Here is a 17,490-nt window from a genome sequence, read left to right as displayed (position 1 = left end):
ATATGAAAATACTTGTAACTGGAACTGAAGGTTATATCGGCTCATTATTAGCTCCTCTGTTAATTCAAGAAGGTCATGAAGTTATTGGTTTAGATACTGGCTTTTATAAAGTAGGTTGGCTATATAACGGCACCAAAGTAACTGCTAAAACCCTCAACAAAGACATCCGCCACATTACAACAGAAGACCTACAAGGTGTGGAAGCAGTAGTTCACATGGCAGAACTCTCTAACGACCCTTTAGGTCAGTTAGCCCCTGATATCACCTACGATATCAACCACAAAGGCTCAGTACATATAGCGAAACTGGCGAAAGCAGCTGGAGTCCAACGCTTTGTCTATACTTCATCATGCAGTGTCTATGGTTTTGCCACTGAAGACTACGTTAGTGAAGAGTCTACAATTAATCCCCAAACAGCTTATGCCAAATGCAAGGCACTTGTCGAACAGGATGTGAAACTCCTTGCTGATGATGCATTTTCTCCCACCTTTCTCCGAAATGCCACAGCCTATGGTGCTTCTCCGAGAATGCGCTTTGATATTGTCTTAAACAACCTAGCAGGTTGGGCATGGACAATTAAAGAAATCAAGATGAACAGCGACGGTACACCTTGGCGTCCCCTGGTACATCTATTAGATATCTGCAAAGCAATTATCTGTACCTTAGAAGCTCCGCGTGATGTAATTCACAACCAAATTTTCAATGTCGGTGATACAAATAGCAACTATCAAGTCAAACAAATTGCTCAAATAGTTGCAGATGTTTTTACAGATTGCCAATTGAGCTTTGGTAAACACGATCCTGACAACCGCAGTTATCGGGTTTTATTTAATAAAATTGACCAAAATTTACCAGGATTCAAATGTGAATGGGATGCCCAGCGCGGTGCCCAACAACTATATAATGTCTTCCAGCAAATTGATATGGATAGAGGAACATTTGAGTCTAGAGGCTTTACTCGCCTAAAACAGTTAGAATACCTCATACGCACTCAGCAAATCGATCGAGATTTCTTCTGGCAGACTGTTTAAAAATTTCATATAAAGTTATGAATTTACTAAAATCGACAAATAATCAACTAATAACTGGTAACTGTCTATTTTGTGGAACAGGGTTACAGCATACCTTTGTAGATTTAGGTATGTCTCCTCCCTGCGAAAGTTATCGCAGTCTGAAACAACTCAATGAAGTAGAGCCATTTTATCCTCTACATGTCTATGTTTGTGAAGAATGTTTTTTAGTTCAACTCCAAGAATACATTAGCCCAGAAAATATTTTTAGCGACTACGCTTACTTCTCTTCCTACTCTGATAGCTGGTTACAACACGCAAAAAAATATGTTGATTTAGTAGTAGAACGTTTCCAATTAAACCAGGAAAGTCAGGTAATAGAAATTGCTAGTAATGATGGCTACTTGCTGCAATACTTTGTTGCCAAAAGCATCCCGGTGCTGGGAATAGAGCCAGCAGCAAATGTTGCTGAAGTAGCAATTAAAAAAGGTATTTCTACAGTTGTCAAATTTTTTGGACAGAAAACAGCGCAAGAACAGGTTGCTCAGGGTAAACAGGCAGATTTATTACTCGGAAATAATGTTCTTGCTCACACTCCATATCTGAATGATTTTGTCAAGGGAATGAAAATTATCCTCAAACCGCATGGTGTCATTACTATGGAGTTTCCCCACCTGATGCGATTAATCGAGGAAAATCAGTTTGATACTATTTACCACGAGCATTTCTCTTATTTTTCCTTTCTTACTGTAGACAAGGTTTTTGCTGCTCACGGCTTGACAATTTTTGATGTAGAAGAATTAATTACTCATGGTGGATCTTTGAGAATTTATGCCCGCCACAATGAAGACTCTTCTAGACCCGTTACTCAACAAGTATCAGAACTGAAAAATAGAGAAGAAGCAGCTGGTTTTACGCAATTAGAATACTATTTTTCCTTTGGAGAACAAGTTAAAGAAACTAAACGCAACTTATTAGATTTTTTGATCGAAGTTAAGCGAGAGGGAAAATCGATTGTTGGTTACGGTGCTCCAGGTAAGGGAAATACTCTCTTAAACTATTGCGGTATCCGCACAGATTTTCTTGACTATACAGTAGACCGTAATCCTTATAAACAGGGTCAATTTTTACCAGGAACTCATATTCCGATTTTTCATCCAGACAAAATTGCCGAAACAAAACCTGACTATATACTAATATTACCCTGGAATCTGAAAAATGAAATTATGACCCAAATGGCTTACATTCGGGATTGGGGAGGTCAATTTGTTGTACCAATTCCTGAAGTTAATGTCTACTCTTAAGTATTTAATATTTTTGCTCGTCAAAAGGGGGTAAGTAACATGAAAGTAGTTTTATTTTGCGGTGGTTTAGGAGCCAGAATGAGAGAATATTCAGAAAGTATTCCTAAGCCAATGGTGAATATTGGTTATCGACCAATATTATGGCATGTCATGAAATACTATGCTCACTATGGGCACAAAGATTTTATTTTATGTCTTGGTTACAAATCTGACCTAATTAAAAGCTATTTTTTGAATTACAATGAATGGCTTTCTAATAACTTTACTCTTTCCAACGGCAGCCAAATTCAGTTGTTTAATCGAGATATTCAAGATTGGAATATTACATTTGTAGATACAGGGTTAACTGCCAACATTGGTCAAAGATTCAAAGCAGTAGAAAAGTATTTAGAAGGAGAAGAAGTCTTTTTAGCTAATTATAGTGATGGTTTGACAGATTTACATTTACCAACGTATATCAATAATTTTCATCAGCGTGATAAAATTGGTAGTTTTTTATGTGTCAGACCAAGCCAAACTTTTCACTTAGTTGACATGCAAGAGGATGGTTTGGTAAAAAATATCCAAGATGTAAAACAATGTGATATTTGGATTAATGGAGGATATTTTATCTTTAAAAAAGAGATTTTTAACTATATAAATTATGGTGAAGAACTGGTAATGGAGCCTTTTCAAAGATTGATTGCCAAAGAAGAACTTTTTGCATATAAATACACTGGCTTTTTCGGAGTCATGGATACGTTTAAAGAAAAACAACAGTTGGATGATATGTATGCTCAAGGACAAAGACCTTGGGAAGTCTGGGGAGATGAACAAGTACAAGTCGACCATGTATGATCCAACTTAGTTTGAATAAGATAGAAGAATCTGAGTACAAAATTCTTTGTCTAGGTTCTCATTGTGATGATATCGAGATTGGTTGTGGAGGCACAATCTTAAAGCTGATAGAGAATTACCAAGATGTTGTTATCTATTGGGTTGTCTTTAGTTCCAATGAGCAAAGAGCAGAGGAAGCAACCACAAGTGCTAATCTCTTCTTAAAAGAAATCCCGGTCAAGAAAATTATCATTAAAAATTTTCGAGATGGCTTTCTGCCTTTTCAGGGAATAGAGGTGAAGGAATGTTTTGAACAGTTAAAGCAAGAATTTTCACCAGATATAATCTTTACTCATCACCGAGACGATCGCCACCAAGATCACCGCTTAATTTCTGAGTTGACTTGGAATACCTTTAGAAATCATTTAATTTTGGAATATGAAATACCCAAATATGATGGTGATTTGGGTATTCCTAATTTCTTTGTTCATTTAAATGAAACACTCTGTCGCCGAAAAATTCAATATATTTTGGATGCATTTCCTACCCAGAATAATAAGCAGTGGTTTACAGAAGAAACTTTTCGTTCCATTCTTAGAATTCGCGGGATTGAATCAAACTCACCGGGGAAATATGCTGAAGCCTTTTATTGTCGAAAAATGTTTTTCTAAAAAATTAGAATTTTAATTTTTTTAATAATTTGTAACATTTATGATCTTCACTGAAACTAAAATAAAAGAAGCATTTATTGTTGATTTAGAGTTGCATCGAGATATTCGGGGCTTTTTTACTCGGACTTTTTGCATTCAGGAATTTCAAAATCGTGGTTTAAAACCTACTATTGCCCAATGCAATTTATCTTTTAACTATAAAAAAGGAACGTTGCGGGGTATGCATTATCAAATGCCTCCTTCTCAGGAAACAAAATTGGTGCGTTGTATCAGGGGGGCTATTTATGATGTAATTATCGATTTGCGTCCAGATTCTCCTAGCTATTTATCTCATATTGGTATAGAGTTGACCGCTGAAAATCGCCTTGCTCTCTATATCCCAGATAGGTGCGCTCATGGGTTCCAAACGCTCACTGACGAAACCGAAGTGGCTTATCAAATGGGTGACTTATATGCACCAGAATATGCTACTGGGTATCGCTACGACGATCCAGCTTTTGGTATTGAATGGCCTCTACCTGTGACTGAAATTTCAGAAAAAGATAGGGCTTGGAGTTTATTTGAATCGACAAAAATTGTAACGCCTATGACTTAGGCTTTTAAAAGGATTCTACTTATGGTTGCAGTTGATATCAAAAACTCTTTTAACCTCAAGGATATCAGTCTAGAACTTTACCAACTAATTTCTGATTTATATCCCATTTGCCGTAGTATTACAGGTGATGGTTTTAGAGAAACTTTAAAAATTCTTCAGCAGCATATTCCTTTGTCAGTTCATGAAGTACCAACGGGAACAGAGGTATTTGATTGGACAGTTCCTAATGAGTGGAATATTAAAGATGCCTATATTAAAAACTCTCAAGGTGAAAAGATTGTAGATTTTACTAATTCAAATTTGCACCTTGTTAACTATAGTATTCCCATACATCAAAAAATCTCTCTTCAAGAACTTAAATCGCATCTATTTACACTTGCCGATTATCCGAATTGGATTCCTTACCGAACTTCATATTACAAGGAAAGTTGGGGTTTTTGCCTGACTCACAATCAGTATTTGCAACTAGAAGATCAAGAATATGAAGTATGTATTGATTCTTCTCTAAAACCAGGTTATTTGACTTATGGTGAGTATTATATTCCCGGAGACAGTACTGATGAAGTATTGATTTCTTGCCATGCCTGTCATCCTTCACTCTGTAATGATAATCTTTCGGGAATTGCGATCGCTATTTTTATCGCTAAATATTTAAGTCAAACTACACCAAGATATTCCTATAGATTTCTCTGGATTCCCGGAACCATTGGTTCAATTACATGGTTGGCTGTCAATGAAGCTAAAGTCAATAACATTAAACATGGCTTGGTATTAACTTGTTTAGGAGATGCAGGCAACTTTACCTACAAAAAAAGCCGTAGAGGTGACACTGAAATCGATAAAGTTGCTGCTTATGTACTCAAAAACTCAAAACAAGATCACAAAATTATAGATTTCTTCCCCTATGGCTATGATGAGCGACAATATTGCTCGCCTGGATTTAATTTAGCTGTAGGTTGCTTCATGCGATCGCCTCATGGTAGTTTTCCTGAATACCATACCTCGGCAGACGATTTAAATTTCGTTCAACCCCAATATCTAGCCGAGTCATTCTTTCAATGTCATTCGATGTTGCATATCCTCAACAATAACGAAATCTACTACAACACAAATCCCAAATGTGAGCCACAGTTAGGTAAAAGAGGAATATATCGGGCAGTTGGTGGGAACAAAGATAGCGGGCTAAATGAAATGGCAATCCTGTGGGTTTTAAATTTATCTGACGGTCAGCATACTCTATTGGATATTGCAGAAAAATCGGGAATGTCATTTGATGTAATTAAATCTGCTGCCGATACATTATCAACACATGACTTATTAAAAGCTAATTCGTAAAGAAAAGCTTAAGATGCCATTCGCTTGACCATTAGACGAATCAATGAGCCATAAATCATTGCTTCACTTAAGACGGTATATCTCTGGTATGTCAGCTGGATTTTTGTAAGGATTTGTGAAATTACTGAATGCCATGAGCGATCGCTGTAGATGACAGATTATGGACTAGCGAATTAATATACTACTACAAGATGGCAGAAAATCAGACATAGCAAGTATTTACTCCAAGGCCAACCCTATAAGTAGTTAGAAATTCCACGTGGTAGTATATTTTAGAATATAAGCTACTTAGATGATTATTCCCAGTTAAGTAAGCTAGATTAACTTAGACTTTACTGGATTGGTAGTTGACAGTTACACTTAAATATAGTTATTTCTAGTTACCATACAGAAAATTAAGCTTAGCGACATCTAGCCACACACCACAAGTTAACCTTCAAGCAAAAAGCGATCGCTCATTCCCAATCAAAGTTAATTGGTTCAGGCGATCGCCCTCATAGCCATCAATTATTATATAGATAGAACGTTTACTTCTCAGTTCAACTAATTATTCTCCAGTTCAACTAACTATTCTCTTTTTACAACACCTACAGCTGATAAGAAGCCGTCAAAGCCACTGCTAAAGCATCCGCAGCATCATCTGGCTTAGGAATTTCATCTAAATCCAACTCCCGCGCCACCGCTTCTTGCACTTCTGACTTATCAGCATTGCCATAGCCTGTTAAAGCTTGTTTAATTTGAGCCGGAGTAAACTCTACATAAGGAAGACGACGCTGGCCCAACACTAAAATGACTATACCCCGCGCTTGTGCAACCAGGATTGTACTTGACATACGATAGAAGAATAATTTCTCGATCGCCACTAAATCTGGTTGAAATTCCTCCATCACGGTGTGTAAATCATCAAACAAGGTACATAAGCGCTGTCCCATTTCTACATCTGCTGACGTTTTAATTACTCCAAAATCCAGCATATTTACTGTAGTCTCTGGTACTTTGTTGAGATTTTGTGTACAGCTAATTACTCCAAATCCTAAAATTGCCAGTCCTGGATCTAATCCTAAAATTCGTTTTTCCATTAAATTCACTTTTACCAAGCCAGGGTTATTGTTTAACTAGAAATACTGGCAATGTTCACGACTTGCTCTTAGTCTAATAGGATTGATAAATATAATAGTTTCACGCCTGGTCTTTTAAACCAAGCGGTGTAAATTTTCTGTTAATTATTGTTTGTAGCACTGCTCCAAATCAGGTATGTCAATTGGTTTTCTCAGACAAGCCCTCAACGCCCTGCAAAAGCAGTCGCGCTCTCGTACTTCCTATCGGGTTAACCAGTGGTTCAAATGGTTATCCCCTGGACTATCGGTAAAACGTTGGTTGTTAATTAGTGTTGGGGGTGTACTGCTGGCGAGTTTGGGGTTAGCCATTTGGATTAAGCTGACCCCAATTTTTTGGATGATTGAGTTGGTAAGAGGTTTCTTGGGAGTGATCGCCAACCTCTTACCGAACTATATCAGTGGGCCTTTGGTGCTGCTTGGCGGCTTGCTGTTAGTGCTTTGGGGGCAAACTCGCACCGTAGGCTCAATTACTAAGGTACTAAGAGCAGAAGGCGGAGAGGAACTCATTGATGTCTTGCTGGCCCATCGTCGATTGTACCGCGGTCCAAAAATCGTGGTAATTGGTGGTGGTACGGGACTTTCTACGTTGTTGAGAGGACTGAAAACCTACAGCGCTAATATTACTGCAATTGTCACTGTCGCTGATGATGGTGGATCTTCTGGGCGTTTGCGTCAAGAGTTTGGAGTGCTACCACCAGGAGATATTCGCAATTGTTTGGCTGCACTAGCTGATGAAGAAAAGTTATTAACAGAATTGTTTCAATACCGTTTTCGGGCTGGAGATGGGTTAACTGGTCACAGTTTTGGCAATTTGTTTTTAACGGCAATGAGTGATATTACTGGAGATTTAGAACAAGCAGTTGCAGCCAGTTCTAAAGTTCTAGCGGTGCGGGGACAAGTACTACCAGCAACTCTCAGTGATGTTCGCCTCTGGGCAGAATTAACCGATGGTCGTCGGATTGAGGGGGAGTCTAGTATTCCCAAAGCTGGCGGTAAAATTGTCAAAATTGGCTGCATTCCAGCTAATCCTCCGGCGGTGCCAGCAGCTATTAAGGCAATTAAAGAAGCTGATTACATTATTATTGGCCCAGGTAGCCTTTATACAAGCCTAATTCCTAATTTATTAGTACCAGAAATTGCCGATGCGATCGCTCAATCAGATGCCCCCCGTATTTATATCTGCAATATCATGACTCAACCAGGAGAAACTGAAGGGTACACTGTTGCCGACCACATCAGAGCAATTGATGCTGCTTGTGGAGAAAGACGACTATTCGATGCTGTATTAATACACAAAAAATCTCCTTCGGAGCAATCACTTCTCCGCTACGCCCAACAAAACTCCCATCCCGTTTTTCTCGATAGAGAAGCCGTAACTCAACTAGGGCGACGGATTGTTCCAGCTAATGTTTTGTATGAAGATGAAACAGGTTTTGTACGTCACAATCCGCAAAAACTAGCACAAGTGTTATTGCGGTGGTACGGTAGAAGTCAGTCGCTTCTCCTGCGGAGACGCTATGCGAACGGGGAATTGAAAATTAAGTGAAGATGAAAATTTGTCATTTTTCATTTGTTTAGACTAATCAGTAATGCCCAATACCTCAATCATGAAAATTTTTCTTGCAGATACAGAAGCGACGCTGCGCTTAGGTATTACTCTTGGCGAATCCCTGATACCTGGCAGCGTAATTTTACTAGAAGGTGATTTAGGCGCTGGTAAAACTACTTTAGTTCAAGGTATTGGTAAAGGTTTAGGAATTACTGAACCCATTGTCAGCCCCACTTTCACGTTGATTAATGAGTACACGGAAGGGCGCTTTCCCCTTTACCATCTGGATTTATATCGCTTAGAGGCGCAAGAAGTTGCAACCCTAAATTTAGAAAGTTATTGGGAAGGTGTTGAAGTGATACCAGGAATTGTGGCAGTTGAATGGGCGGAACGATTGCCCTACAAGCCAGATAGTTATCTGAGCGTGAGTTTGATTTATGGACATGAAGGCACTCGTCAAGTCGAACTCACACCATTCAATTGTGCCATTAGCAAAGTCATTGCCGCGATTTAAGCTTATATCCCGACTATAAGCATGAGGGATTTCAGTTTTTTGATCGCAACACTCAAAAATTCTTACAAATAATCAAGAGAGAACTTTACACTCTTCCTATCTGCCACTACCACGTTCGCCACTGTCAGTTCCTAACATTGTTATCTCAACCAAAACAAAAATATTTAATCAGCTTTTCTTCAAGAGAAAACTGGTAGTCAGCTTTGCTGACACCTGCCCCTATAAATTTAGGAAAGTTCGCAACACACTAGCTTTCTTTAAAAGGGAGACTATTTTTTCCTTCACTCCCTTAAATCCAGGCGGGGTTATCTTATCCGAATAGTATTGAACCTAAAGTGATTCTTAACTAAACGGGATATACGAATCAAGCAAGTGTAAATAAACTGTTGTTGGGGTCAATGAGAGTTTTCAGAGAACTAGTCAGCTTCGATTGAACCCGATTAGTTCCCTACTGTGGTTTAAAGATGGAATCTAGATTATTTAGCAGCGAATGCTAGTAGAAAAAGTTAAACAATTATAAATTTATGTATAATTTTAACTTTTCTTACACTTAGTATTCCCAAGTTAAGTTCACAATCTATACAAAAAAATAAACTATTTTATAAATTTACAAAATTATTTTTAATAATTTTAACTAGCAATAAATTCTTTTATTCACATCTGTAATTAGCACCGATCTCAATAAAATATTTAACTAAAATATCTCGTATTTATACATATTCTATCTAGAAAGACAAGACACGAAAAAAGCAAACCATCTAAAGATACAAGGGTTTATCTGTGGACTGAACTCTTTGTTACACCTATTACTTCAGAGTTAAGCAAAAATGCTTAATCTCCGATTAAACGCCGTAGATTAAGCATTTTTGCAATAGTTGGAGTCTTCTGTCGAACAAGTTCAGTCTCTTGGCTAGTCGAAGCTGCTTTCGTTACAAATCTTCATCAAATTTCTATCCGATATATCGCGATATATTCCGATATATCGTATATTAGAGAAAGTTGATTTGAGATTTACTTATGTTTAGACATTTTCGGTCACGTTTTGGCGCACCTGCATGGGCAGGAGTTAGCGAAGAGGATTCATTGCTTGTCAGGTCTTGGTTTGGACATGGCAACCATCATGACAAGCATCATGGTAGACATCATGACAAACGCTTTGATAATGAAATGTTTGGTCGTGGTTGGGGAGATGAGCACCGGACTCGTCGGGGTGACATCAAGTTCATTCTGCTGGAATTGTTATCCGAGCATCCTAGTCATGGTTACGACCTGATTAAAGAGATGGAAACTCGTTATGGTGGTTTCCGTCGCCTCAGTCCTGGCTCAGTGTATCCAACACTCCAATTGCTGGAAGAAGGTGGTTATCTCAAGAGCGCACAGGAAGGAGGCAAGCGGATTTATACAATTACGGATGAGGGTAAACAATTATTGGCAGAACGTGCCCAACAAGAACCTTCAGATACTCCTTGGGATACCTTCAAAAGTTTTGTTACAGGTAAGCCCCAAGAGTTTATTGAATTGCGGAATGCCGCCACAGAGTTAGCTGCTGCGGTGGTGCAGGTTGCTCGTAGTGGCAATATGGAGCGGATAAATCGGGTGCGGGAGCTTTTAGAGCAAGTTAAACGGGAAATTTACGCGATTCTGGCTGAAAAATAAGTAGAGGATCGTAGTAAGACTTTAGTCCTTATTTTCTAAGCAGCAAATTGCTTACTACAAACCCTCTACTACTTTGCTCGCACTATCGATCGCATTAGCGTTCGCTGTCCAGCATCTGCATTTGATGTTCATCATAACGAGTGCCTGCGATCGCAGATGCGGGAATTGCTGTTTCAATGCGGGTTAAGTCCTCTGGCGATAGGTTCACATCCAGAGCCGCCAACGATTCGGAAAGTTGGGTGCGCTTGCGTGCGCCGATAACTGGCACAATATTTCTGCCTTTTGCAAGTACCCAAGCAATAGCCAACTGCGAAGGAAGTACTCCTTTCTCGGCGGCAATTTGCTTTAGTTCTTCGATCAAGCGTTGATTCTGAGCAAGGTTTTCTTTACTGAAGCGTGGTAAGTAGGCACGGAAGTCTCCCTGTGTAGCTGGAGTGGAGCCACTCAGTAGCCCTCGTGACAGCACGCCATAGGCAGTTACGCCAATACCAAGTTCTTCCAGTACAGGAAAAATCTCGCTCTCAGGACTACGGCTAATCAGGGAGTACTCGATTTGTAGGTCACTGATGGGGTGGATGGCATGGGCGCGGCGGATAGTGTCCGTTCCCACTTCCGATAGCCCGATATGTCGCACGTAGCCAGCCGTGACAAGCTCCGCGATCGCGCCAATAGTGTCTTCAATGGGAACTTGCGGGTCTAATCGAGCTGGGCGGTAGATGTCAATGTGGTCTACTCCCAATCGGGTCAGACTATAAGCGACAAAGTTTTTCACCGCAGCGGGACGGGTATCTATACCAATCCATCCACCATCAGGAGTACGTAAAGCGCCGAATTTCACCGAAACCAGTGCTTTGTCTCGACGCTCCTTGATTGCCCGACCAATTAGCATCTCATTGTGTCCGCTACCATAGAAATCGCCAGTATCCAGTAATGTAATCCCGCGATCGAGAGCTGCTTGGATAGTTGCAATGCTTTCGTTTTCGTCTACTGCACCGTACATACCGGACATACCCATACATCCGAGAGCTAGGGGGAAAACAGTTAGACCTTTAGAACCAAGTTGGCGAGGTTGAATTTTATTTTGAGTAGTCATATAGCGGTTCTCAGTTGTTTTACTGCTAGCTTAGGTTGAAAATTCTTCGCATCTTTGCGTAACTATACGCTGGCTGTGGGGCGCACGATAATCTCATTCACATCAACGTCATCCGGTTGTTCAATTGCAAAGGCGATCGCTCTGGCGATCGCTTCAGCCGGAAGCGCAATCTTGCGGAATTCCTGCATACCTTTGCCAGCCTCGGGGTCAGTAATGCTATCGGCCAGTTCCGACTCCGTTACGCCCGGCGAAATAACAGTAACGCGAATGTCAGTATTTTCCTGACGCAGCCCCTCCGAAATTGCCAACACCGCAAACTTAGTGGCTGAGTAAACGGCGCAGGTTGGCCAGACAGCGTGTCCGCCGATGGAGGACAAGTTGACGAACTGGCCAAATCCTTGGCGTTTCATCAGTGGTAGCCCAGCGGCGATGCCATTAAGTACGCCACGGATGTTCACGTCAATCATCCAGTCCCATTCATCAACCTTCAGCGCTTCTAGCTTTGAGAGCGGCATAACGCCTGCATTGTTAACGATGACATCAATGCGGCCAAATTTGCTCTGAGCAAATTCTACAAAGGCTTGGAAGTCGGCGCGATTAGTAACATCAAGGGTCTGATACTCCGCCGAGCCTCCCTCAGCGCGGATTGTAGCCACGAGGGTTTCTAGGCGCTCCGTGCGTCGTGCGCCCAGGATGACGTGGATGCCCTTACGAGCGAGTAGACGTGCTGTCGCCTCACCGATACCGCTGCTTGCGCCTGTAATCAGTACGACTTTCTGATGGTTGGTAGTCATAAAACCGTATCTCCAAGTTGTTGTATTCTCTAGCACACTCTTAATCTAAAAGAGTCAAAGCTTGATGCGGTAATCTGAACCTGCGAAATTCTTGCCTAATCCTGCATTTTTCTTCATTGTCGATCGTAAAAAGATAAACTGACCTCAGCGGCTAAATAAATTGCGGCTGCCCTGAATGTTAGTTTCATAAAGGATTTTAAACGACATTATGGAACAGACTGTTATAAAGCAGCAGTCCGAGCTAGCCGCTCTGATTGCACAGAACAGTAATGGAGATGGTGTCCATCCCACAGCGATCGAGCGGCTATTCCTAATCCGTTCCTTACAACCTACTGCGCCTCTCCATGCCCTGCATGAGCCTGCCCTGTGCATCGTCGCTCAGGGTAAGAAACAGGTAATGTTGGCAGACAATTTGTATGTTTATGGTCAAGACCAATATTTGGTGGTATCCATCGATCTACCTGTTGTCGGTCAAGTGATTGAAGCAACGCCAACCTTTCCGTATTTGTGTCTTCGGCTTGATTTAGATATGGGAGAACTCAGCACACTGATGATGGAGGCAAAACTAGACGCTCCAGCTAACGAACCACCGGAACCGGGCTTGTCTATTAATCCTGTTAGCCCGCAACTACTTGATGCCGCAATCCGACTTGTACGATTGTTGGAAACGCCTCAAGATATTGCTATCCTCGCACCTTTGATTGTCCGAGAAATTCTCTACCGTTTGTTATCTGGCGAACACAGTGCTAGATTGCGACAGATTGCTTTAGTCGATAAACAACTCCAAGCAATTAGCAGAGCGATTAACTGGCTGAAATGGAACTATGAAAAACCATTTCGGATCGATACGATCGCTCGTGAAGCGCGCATGAGTCCCTCGTCGCTTCATCATCACTTCAAGTCAGTCACCAGCATGAGTCCTTTGCAATATCAAAAACAACTTAGGCTTCAACAAGCCCGTCGTCTGATGCTGGGGCAAGGTATGGATGCGGCGACAGCTAGTCATTACGTGGGTTATGAAAGCCCATCACAGTTCAGCCGTGAATACAGTCGCTTGTTCGGCGCACCACCGTTGCGTGATATGGCTCGGTTAAAAAGTGGAGTTTTTGGGGATGGGGAGAAATCAATTAAAAATTAAAAATTAAAGAATTCCTGCCTGGTTGTTGAGCGTAGTCGAAACACTGCCTCCTGTTCCCCCTATCCTCAAAAATTAGAAGCGATCGCACTTAAATCTGGCTCGATGAGTGAGTTTAGCAATGTCCATAACTGCAAATCAGTAAAGTCTGGAATTGCCATAAATGCACCAACTGACTGCAAAATTTGCGGATCGTGGGTGGAGGCGATGCCAATGGTGCGAATATCTGCGCCCACCGCTGACCGAATACCGGAGGGAGAGTCTTCTAAAGCGATCGTTTCTTCTGCTGTAATCCCCAATTTATTCAGGGCAACTTGGTAGGGCACAGGATCGGGTTTACCTGCAATACAATCATCCGCTAAAACAACTGTATGAAAAGCTTCTTTTATCCCCAAAACCTCTAGCATAAATTCTGCATTTAATCTAGGCGCATTAGTTACTAATGCACGTTTTAATTGATGTGTTTCTGTCCATGCGAGTAGTTCAGAAAATCCATTTAGCGGTTTGAGATGTGGGGCGAGTTTGCGAAACAACGCCTCTTTTTCGTCTGCAAATTGTTGCCCTTCTGCTACTGATAATTGTGGCAGAATGTCTTTAACAATTTCTGGATTTAGCCTTCCACTAATTCGAGATTTATAAAATGTTTCGTCTATTTCTATGCTGTAATTTAACAGCATTTCCCGCCAAGCTCGGTAGTGTATGGGGTCAGTGTTGACAATAGTGCCGTCTAGGTCAAAGAGAATTGCAGCCAGCATGATTTTTCGGTAAAATGTAAATAATTGTTAACTTAATTTAAATAGTTTACATTGTTTTTTGTCTTTAGTGATTGTTCCTACGTTAATACGGGGATTGGGGACTGAAGAAAAAATTTCAAGAGTCAGAAATTAATCTGCTAAATCCTAAAATCTATACTGGATAGGGCATTTGAGGGCAGACAGGTAAAATTATTCAACAAACTGCCGTATAATTGATAACCTTCTTCGTAAGCAAATGGTAGCCGCCACAAACTTTTTTCGCGTTGACGATTTACTAGTGCAGATTTACAACTCTGAAGTCGAAATGGCCGAGGATGTTGCCGAAATCGTGCAAAAGTATTTACAGCAAGTTCTCAAGCAACAAGAAACAGCTGCTGTATTGTTAGCTACAGGTAACTCCCAACTCAAATTTCTTGATGCTTTGATTGCATTGGGTGGTGTAGATTGGTCACGGATTATTCTGTTCCATCTAGATGAATATTTGGGAATTACTACCGATCATTCTGCTAGTTTTCGGCGTTATATGCGAGAACGTGTAGAGAAACGGGTTAAACCTAAGAAATTTCACTATATAGAAGGTGATACATTACAACCAGTAGCAGAGTGCGATCGCTACACCAAATTATTACAAGCACAACCGATTGACTTATGCTGTCTTGGTGTTGGCGAAAATGGACATTTAGCTTTTAACGATCCAGCTGTAGCAAATTTTCAAGATCCTTACAGCGTGAAACTGGTAAAACTGGATACCGTGAACCGTCAGCAACAAGTAAATACAGGTCACTTTCCAAATTTAGAAACTGTGCCACAGTATGCTTTTACTGTCACCATCCCAACAATTTGTTCAGCTAAAAAAATTATCTGTCTTGCTCCAGAAAAACGTAAAGCGAATGTGGTAAAAGAGATGTTGCAAAATTATATCGGTACAGACTGTCCAGCTTCTATTCTCCGTCAACAACCCCAAGCGACGTTGTTTTTAGATGTTAATTCTGCTAGCGTACTAGAATTACCTTAAACTTATCCACACCTGAATTTTACAAGCTAATTATTGCAGCGATCGCTGTAATTGCATTAGGTAGTTTCAGTATCCAGTAACGCTATAACTGTCAAGCGAGATTTCATATCCAAATTCGCAAATATTAATACACTTTGTTCTAACAATTTGATGTTTATAGAAGTCATAAACATCTCAAAGTAATGAAAGAAAAGTTTCTAAATACGCCAGTCATCAAAATTTAGTTTTATATTAAGCGACTGGCGAATCTAGCAAGCTTTAAGAGAAGGGTATAAATAACTTAATAGATACCCTAAAGCATCCTAAAGACTTCAAAAGGACTAAATTTCAGCACCTGATTTTGCTTCAGTACCCATTGGCGAAACATAATCACGGAAAAGAGTAATCTGCTGTTCAAACTCTAATCCTTGAATTTTACCAAACAACGCTTTCGCTTCGGAAGGAAGTTGATAATCATCAGGTACAGGAATAATAGTACCATTTTCCATCCCTTGAGATAATCGATACCAAAACAGGAGTTTTGTCGTATCACTCAAAGAGCCATACTCACGAGAAATTTGGCTATCCGCTTTATTAATCAAATCACGCTGAACTTGTAATTGTTGTTCGTGAGATAATTCCTTAACTTGATTAAATAAACCTTCAGCTATTTCTGGAGAAACAGTACTGGCTCCAGGAGCGGCTGGAGTAATTGAACCCCCCATTTCTTTATAGATAAACCAAAACAAAGCAAGTTGTTGATCTACATTTAACTGTTGCCAAGCTTGAACGTGTTCGCGAATAGTTGGATCGTTGGTTTGTGTGTATGTCATGATTAACTTCAATTGCAATTACTTATTTATTCTTAAGCAATGTTACCAAATGTACATTTGGAGTTTTACCCTACTGAAGACAGATGTCTTCAAATCATAAAGAAGATCGTTCAAAGCCAAAATAAGGCTTGACAAGTGCCAAATGAAATAGTTAGCAATTAGAAGTCTATTGCTAAATTGAATGATTGTTAAAAGGTATTTCCCTGGATAGATGTTACCTTGATTGTAATAGTGAATAAAAAAGCACTACTTGTTAATCTTTAAAATAGCTCAATTTATAACTTACGCATTGACAGAAGCAACCAATTGTGGAGTAAATCTTGTTACAAGGCTCTGCATTGTAATCTTCTTGTGGGTGGGCTACTGTCTCCAGTCAAACAAAGAGGCAGCAATCTCTAATAAGTCATTTCCATGTTCTGTATGGACAAGAGAACAATGGAAAATCGATCTTTTTTCGACTTGTATATACACTGTAGCTTGTTAAGGGAAGTGAGCCAAAGCTAGGCTTTGGCTCTTTTAGGCTCTTTTTTGTGATTTATGCAAGAGTTTTACTGTCTTCTCTACACTACGTTGCGCGAACGCAGAAATAGCGAGTTTGCCAACACTATTAATAATTACAAATAACGAATCGTTAATCTCTATAATCTCTATTTTTGCAGGTTGCGATCGCTCTTCATAATTGAGCTTTTCATTATCTTCTTAACTGTCTTCTTAACTGTCTTAACTGTCTTAACTGTCATTGCATTTTTTTGGAGATAGCGAGAAAATACAAACGTGACATTCAGAATCACAGAAATAACCCATCTTTAAAAACATTTGCCAATAATGCAATTATATCAATCAATTCTATTCTTTTGGAGGAGAAAAATTTATGAATTCATTTAACCAAAGGCAAATTGATATATTAACACAAGGTCAAGGTATTTATCTGTCTGGCAATCCCATTAAAACCGAAAATTTTTATATTAAAAAGACCCTACGCAATGGTGGAAGAATCCGTTTCAAAATTCGTTATTCTGCTGAACTACAGGGTTTCTGTCTGCTAGAAATTTTTCTAATGAGAACACAAAATGGAACACTAACTGCTGGCATGACTATCCCTAATAGTGGTTCGACAGCTAGTTTTCAAGAACAAGAGCAAGAATTTAGTATTTGGGAGCCAGAAGATTATTACTTCTTTTTCAAAATGTCTTCCAATAATGGAAAATTTTATATCGAGGATTATCAGCTTTATTGGTCAAACAATTAATTATTTTTCGTTGGAAACCTTGTTTCTAATCCCTAGAGCGTCAGGGAGCCATTACGTGAACGTCAGATA

17 protein-coding genes are annotated in these 17,490 nt (G+C 40.0%); 12 read left to right on the top strand and 5 right to left on the bottom strand.

All coding sequences use genetic code 11. The features are described 5' to 3' along the window. Positions 1–2 precede the first annotated feature (2 nt). Genes V7K53_RS17615 through V7K53_RS17590 form a run of 6 tightly spaced genes read left to right on the top strand, consistent with a single transcriptional unit; the run spans position 3 to position 5,731 of the window. On the top strand, positions 3–1,031 hold the full coding sequence (locus V7K53_RS17615) for an NAD-dependent epimerase/dehydratase family protein (RefSeq protein WP_335198761.1): 1,029 nt from the start codon (positions 3–5) through the stop codon (positions 1,029–1,031). 17 nt (positions 1,032–1,048) lie between these two features. After that, entirely contained in the window at positions 1,049–2,314 is a 1,266-nt protein-coding gene (locus tag V7K53_RS17610) for a class I SAM-dependent methyltransferase (RefSeq protein ID WP_335198760.1), read from the top strand. 39 nt (positions 2,315–2,353) lie between these two features. Beyond that, positions 2,354–3,151, top strand: a complete 798-nt coding sequence (locus tag V7K53_RS17605; protein ID WP_335198759.1) for a sugar phosphate nucleotidyltransferase — start codon at positions 2,354–2,356, stop codon at positions 3,149–3,151. Next, positions 3,148–3,801, top strand: coding sequence for a PIG-L deacetylase family protein (locus tag V7K53_RS17600; protein ID WP_335198758.1), 654 nt, complete (start codon positions 3,148–3,150; stop codon positions 3,799–3,801). Before V7K53_RS17605 ends, V7K53_RS17600 begins: the two co-directional genes overlap by 4 nt. Before the next feature lie 40 nt (positions 3,802–3,841). After that, entirely contained in the window at positions 3,842–4,396 is a 555-nt protein-coding gene (rfbC, locus tag V7K53_RS17595) for a dTDP-4-dehydrorhamnose 3,5-epimerase (RefSeq protein WP_335198757.1), read from the top strand. 21 nt (positions 4,397–4,417) lie between these two features. Further along, entirely contained in the window at positions 4,418–5,731 is a 1,314-nt protein-coding gene (locus tag V7K53_RS17590) for a DUF4910 domain-containing protein (protein WP_335198756.1), read from the top strand. A 587-nt stretch (positions 5,732–6,318) separates the two neighbouring features. On the opposite strand, the gene ruvC is transcribed toward V7K53_RS17590, so the two are convergent. Beyond that, positions 6,319–6,810 (bottom strand): crossover junction endodeoxyribonuclease RuvC, encoded by a 492-nt coding sequence (gene ruvC / locus V7K53_RS17585; RefSeq protein WP_292735399.1) that lies wholly within the window; start codon positions 6,808–6,810, stop codon positions 6,319–6,321. A gap of 175 nt (positions 6,811–6,985) precedes the next feature. On the opposite strand from ruvC, the gene V7K53_RS17580 reads away from it, so the two are divergent. From V7K53_RS17580 to V7K53_RS17570, 3 genes are all read left to right on the top strand, one after another. Further along, complete coding sequence (locus tag V7K53_RS17580; RefSeq protein ID WP_335198755.1) at positions 6,986–8,395, top strand: gluconeogenesis factor YvcK family protein; 1,410 nt, start codon at positions 6,986–6,988, stop codon at positions 8,393–8,395. A 61-nt stretch (positions 8,396–8,456) separates the two neighbouring features. After that, on the top strand, positions 8,457–8,912 hold the full coding sequence (gene tsaE / locus V7K53_RS17575) for a tRNA (adenosine(37)-N6)-threonylcarbamoyltransferase complex ATPase subunit type 1 TsaE (RefSeq protein WP_335198754.1): 456 nt from the start codon (positions 8,457–8,459) through the stop codon (positions 8,910–8,912). 1,017 nt (positions 8,913–9,929) lie between these two features. Further along, a complete protein-coding gene (locus V7K53_RS17570; RefSeq protein WP_094352959.1) occupies positions 9,930–10,568 on the top strand; it encodes a PadR family transcriptional regulator in 639 nt (212 codons plus the stop codon). A gap of 94 nt (positions 10,569–10,662) precedes the next feature. Here the strand turns inward: V7K53_RS17570 and V7K53_RS17565 are convergent, their stop codons facing one another. Further along, the gene (locus V7K53_RS17565) at positions 10,663–11,661 is read right to left on the bottom strand and encodes an aldo/keto reductase (RefSeq protein ID WP_335198753.1); all 999 of its coding nucleotides are present in this window, start codon (positions 11,659–11,661) and stop codon (positions 10,663–10,665) included. A 62-nt stretch (positions 11,662–11,723) separates the two neighbouring features. Next, positions 11,724–12,455, bottom strand: coding sequence for an SDR family oxidoreductase (locus V7K53_RS17560; RefSeq protein WP_335198752.1), 732 nt, complete (start codon positions 12,453–12,455; stop codon positions 11,724–11,726). 208 nt (positions 12,456–12,663) lie between these two features. On the opposite strand from V7K53_RS17560, the gene V7K53_RS17555 reads away from it, so the two are divergent. Then, on the top strand, positions 12,664–13,593 hold the full coding sequence (locus tag V7K53_RS17555; RefSeq protein ID WP_335198751.1) for an AraC family transcriptional regulator: 930 nt from the start codon (positions 12,664–12,666) through the stop codon (positions 13,591–13,593). A 65-nt stretch (positions 13,594–13,658) separates the two neighbouring features. Here V7K53_RS17555 and V7K53_RS17550 read toward each other — a convergent pair whose 3' ends face one another. Beyond that, the gene (locus V7K53_RS17550; RefSeq protein WP_335198750.1) at positions 13,659–14,345 is read right to left on the bottom strand and encodes an HAD family hydrolase; all 687 of its coding nucleotides are present in this window, start codon (positions 14,343–14,345) and stop codon (positions 13,659–13,661) included. 235 nt (positions 14,346–14,580) lie between these two features. Between V7K53_RS17550 and V7K53_RS17545 the strand changes: the two genes are divergently transcribed. Then, complete coding sequence (locus tag V7K53_RS17545) at positions 14,581–15,360, top strand: glucosamine-6-phosphate deaminase (protein WP_335198749.1); 780 nt, start codon at positions 14,581–14,583, stop codon at positions 15,358–15,360. A gap of 320 nt (positions 15,361–15,680) precedes the next feature. Here V7K53_RS17545 and V7K53_RS17540 read toward each other — a convergent pair whose 3' ends face one another. Then, positions 15,681–16,172, bottom strand: a complete 492-nt coding sequence (locus tag V7K53_RS17540; RefSeq protein WP_335198748.1) for an orange carotenoid protein N-terminal domain-containing protein — start codon at positions 16,170–16,172, stop codon at positions 15,681–15,683. Between the two features lie 871 nt (positions 16,173–17,043). On the opposite strand from V7K53_RS17540, the gene V7K53_RS17535 reads away from it, so the two are divergent. After that, positions 17,044–17,421 (top strand): hypothetical protein, encoded by a 378-nt coding sequence (locus V7K53_RS17535; RefSeq protein WP_335198747.1) that lies wholly within the window; start codon positions 17,044–17,046, stop codon positions 17,419–17,421. Positions 17,422–17,490 lie beyond the last annotated feature (69 nt).

Source organism: Nostoc sp. (genome assembly GCF_036917355.1).
Taxonomy (GTDB): Bacteria; Cyanobacteriota; Cyanobacteriia; order Cyanobacteriales; family Nostocaceae; genus Nostoc.
Note: the sequence above shows the minus strand (reverse complement) of the source record. Positions and strands in the feature narration are given on the sequence as shown.